This window comes from Candidatus Lokiarchaeota archaeon (assembly GCA_014730275.1).
In the GTDB taxonomy this organism is placed as follows: Archaea; Asgardarchaeota; Thorarchaeia; order Thorarchaeales; family Thorarchaeaceae; genus WJIL01.
Map to the genome: position 1 here is coordinate 1 of WJIL01000144.1, position 3,155 is coordinate 3,155.

Genomic DNA, 3,155 nt, shown 5'->3' on the forward strand with positions numbered 1-3,155 from the left:
AACGAGTTCTAGCAGCTCCTCGGGATTCCTACGTTCTTTGAACAGCTTTCCCATTCGATCCAGATATTCAAGGGGAGTCAGGAACGGGGGATACGTAGGCCGTTCATGAAGGACGCCTACCTTCCGCCTGATAGCCAATGATTCTTCTTCAATATCATATCCTAGGATAGTGGCTTTTCCGCCGTCAGGTCTAATCAGATTCAGAAGTGTTCGGAACAAAGTGGTCTTCCCTGCACCATTAGGACCAATCAATCCAAAAATTCCCGGTGAAATATCTAGGTCTAGATTCCTTATAACTTCAAGCGAACCGAAGGACTTGCTTAGTTGATGTATTGAGATGATATATTCGTTCATTTTCGTATTTTTCCTACAATATTAGGCCATAAATAAATTCTCGTAAAAAACGGAAGGGCTGCTTTTGAATTAGCAGCCCTCATAATACTGGGTCAATAGCTCACTGTGATGGTATCGACCTCAAGGATTGCTTTGCCTGTGTCTGATGATGATCTCTGTAGCCTTGCACCCCAGGAACCATCAAATTCGAAATGGACTACAAATAGCCAAGTACCGCTTGGAGTGGACATAGGAAAATCGCCGTCTGTGAAATCATCAGATATTTTCTCATCGTCCCAAGGTTCATCGCCGCCACTGGCTTCATCATGATCCCATACTTCCGAGCCCCATTCTATTGAAAAGTCATCGGGATCAATACATCTGAAATACACGTGAATCTCAGCAGATCCCGAACCCCAAGTATTGAGATACGCGGTCAGATAAGCTTCGGCATCCATATCCACTCGTTCCGAGCTAGACAATGTCACTTCAACGGCTAGCCATGCCCACCCTTCAACTGGGCCAAATGGTGCATCTGCATAAACCCTAGCTTCCTCTTGCTGGACAGAATGAGATGTACTGGAACCATAGGTACCCCCATGATGTCCGTCATCCATGGTATAGTATTTTGTTGCATCAACTAACGTTGAGGAACTCAGTATAATGAGTATTGACAAAGCAAGTAGTATTGCCTTATTCCTTCTATTCATAGGTTTCCCTCATTTACCCCTTCTCAGAGACATGATAGATATCAGATAATAATACTTAAACTTTGGGAGATAATCGAATTGCGGATTCGTTGAAACGAATTGAAGGACTCCTAGACCACAATTATGAATGCAAGAGAAAAATCAAAGCTCTGAGATGTATCATTCGGGACATTTCAAATCCTTTTCAAGGTATATCCTTTGCATTCCGAAAAAGCTGAAGCCCAAGACAAGCTTACTCGAGCATCATATACGCTCTCAGCGGAACTCTAGGAATGACAAGAAAAATCTCCAGTAGAATTATCAACCAGATCCAGAGACTCTGTAAATCACCGTCCAGCTTGGTATTCTGGTTGTTCTGAATATTTTCCAACAATGTTAGATTTACTCGCCCAGTTCATTCTTGGTAGCAATGAGATTTTATATTCCAAAAGGATTTCGTTTCAGATTGCCTACCGCGGAAAAATGAGGGGGAGGTTTCAATAAACCGCGAGAACTGCAAAAACTAAAGGAGAAATGGTGAGGATAGAGACACTGTTTCTCTGACATTCCGTCTCCACTATGCGTTACCTCTAGTTCACACTCCGAGGGTATAACCACATCTCCTTGATCAACATAGTAGGCGGCCTGGAATTCGTCAACACCATGCATAAAGATGCCACAATCATATGAGCCATCCTCAAACTCATTCATCCAGATAAACCAGTACTGCTCAAACAGGCTGTAGATCTTGGATTGGATGAAGTTGTTGCCCGGTGCGCCATAGGCGTAGTCGTTCACACCTCAGCATGTAGAGGGTCCGATCCCATCATGATGGCTTACGGGACTGCTCCTATTCTCATGTTATTGATAGGGTCCGCCCTCCCGTCTTATGCATCCGAAGACATAGCTGACAGCTACGAAATCGGGGGATGGACTACCGAGTTCTAGATTGGTAACATCGACAAAATCGAGGGTGTCCCGCCCGGCCATTTTTGGTTATATTGGTTGCATGTTGATTCCCATGCATCAGCAGGAGTTGCTGTCTCCTGAGCAGGGCGGGACGTGGTTTGTTGTGTGTATTTGCAAGTACAAGCTACTTCTGTGAATCTGTTTCTTGTTCTGACACGTCTGAAGCGTGGCCCTGTGGTGTAACCGGTCTAGAGAATGCCGCTGCCAGTCCGATATAGCCGAAGAAACCTATGATGTGTGCTATTATGACCCATTCGATGTCACCATACGTGGTGACAAACAATCCGCCGGTGACAAGACCAAGTATGAGTGGAATCAGACCACCCACTAGGGCCACAATATACCCCGTATTTACTACGTTGTCAGTGTCTTTCTGTATAATACCCGCTATGCCTGCTACAATCAGACATGCAAGCATAACTGTCGTTGCCTGTACTAATATCATCTCAGTCTGCAATAGTCTCGGCGGAGGAATAAGCACTTCATTTTGATAATTCGCCAACGCATTTGCTATCGGAAACAGCCACTGAGTAGTTAAGTACACGCTGATAAATGACATAATGGCAGCAAGACCAATCAATGCCTGGGATGTCGGTTTAGTATACACGGGAACGGAAAACAGCAAAGCGAGTGCAATTAGAGTTCCTGCCACTATATAGATCTGACCGGAAAGGCCAATTTGCAGTATATCCCAGTAGTAAATCTGGAAACCAGAATCTGGCCAGGCAACAGGTAGGGATGTGCCATAGGCTAAGACCCTCTGTGCGAAGTATGCAATAAGTCCAATCAGTAATACTCCAACATCACCGATTTTCCTAGCTTCATTCAGTATTCTCCTCTTCTTCATCTCCAACTACCTCCTGTAGCTGATATTCGGTTCTCGTTTATGTTTCTATCCATAATTCTTCACCTTGTTGTGTTTTTGTTATACTATTATCCTCCTAGGATGATATACAATAAGACAGGAGTATGCCCGCGTTCAGGGCCTGCATGCCGATTTGCATAACCGTCGCGGACAAGCCAGCTTTCTGCAGGTAGCCCATATCCTTCAGCTTCGCACCCACTGGGAGTTTGTCTGATAGGGCTGCGCCGGCCAGCGTGGTAGCCGTCATAAGCCCGAAGAACAGGTACTTTCCGTTGGCTTCCAAGAAATCACTCAATGGC

6 protein-coding genes are annotated in these 3,155 nt (G+C 45.0%); 1 reads left to right on the top strand and 5 read right to left on the bottom strand.

Going from position 1 to position 3,155, the window contains the following annotated elements; genetic code table 11:
- The 3 genes from GF309_16220 to GF309_16230 form a co-directional block, all read right to left on the bottom strand.
- Nucleotides 1–354, bottom strand: a 354-nt coding sequence (locus GF309_16220) for an ATP-binding cassette domain-containing protein (protein MBD3160326.1), incomplete at its 3' end; no start/stop codon positions are given.
- 92 nt (nt 355–446) lie between these two features.
- Nucleotides 447–1,043, bottom strand: a complete 597-nt coding sequence (locus tag GF309_16225) for a hypothetical protein (protein MBD3160327.1) — start codon at nt 1,041–1,043, stop codon at nt 447–449.
- 417 nt (nt 1,044–1,460) lie between these two features.
- Nucleotides 1,461–1,733 carry a hypothetical protein gene (locus GF309_16230; protein ID MBD3160328.1) on the bottom strand — a complete coding sequence of 91 codons (273 nt, stop codon included), beginning with the start codon at nt 1,731–1,733 and terminating at the stop codon, nt 1,461–1,463.
- A 42-nt stretch (nt 1,734–1,775) separates the two neighbouring features.
- Between GF309_16230 and GF309_16235 the strand changes: the two genes are divergently transcribed.
- A complete protein-coding gene (locus GF309_16235) occupies nt 1,776–1,970 on the top strand; it encodes a hypothetical protein (GenBank protein MBD3160329.1) in 195 nt (64 codons plus the stop codon).
- A 145-nt stretch (nt 1,971–2,115) separates the two neighbouring features.
- Here GF309_16235 and GF309_16240 read toward each other — a convergent pair whose 3' ends face one another.
- On the bottom strand, nt 2,116–2,838 hold the full coding sequence (locus tag GF309_16240; protein ID MBD3160330.1) for a hypothetical protein: 723 nt from the start codon (nt 2,836–2,838) through the stop codon (nt 2,116–2,118).
- Nucleotides 2,839–2,932: 94 nt separating this feature from the next.
- Nucleotides 2,933–3,139: a hypothetical protein gene (locus GF309_16245; protein MBD3160331.1), complete on the bottom strand. Its 207-nt coding sequence runs from the start codon at nt 3,137–3,139 to the stop codon at nt 2,933–2,935.
- Nucleotides 3,140–3,155 lie beyond the last annotated feature (16 nt).

What these genes read in the sequence shown, in the direction of transcription:
- GF309_16225 (MBD3160327.1), bottom strand. Translation starts at nt 1,043, where the DNA reads ATGAATAGAAGGAATAAGGCAATACTACTTGCTTTGTCAATACTCATT.
- GF309_16230 (MBD3160328.1), bottom strand. Translation starts at nt 1,733, where the DNA reads ATGAATGAGTTTGAGGATGGCTCATATGATTGTGGCATCTTTATGCAT.
- GF309_16240 (MBD3160330.1), bottom strand. Translation starts at nt 2,838, where the DNA reads ATGAAGAAGAGGAGAATACTGAATGAAGCTAGGAAAATCGGTGATGTT.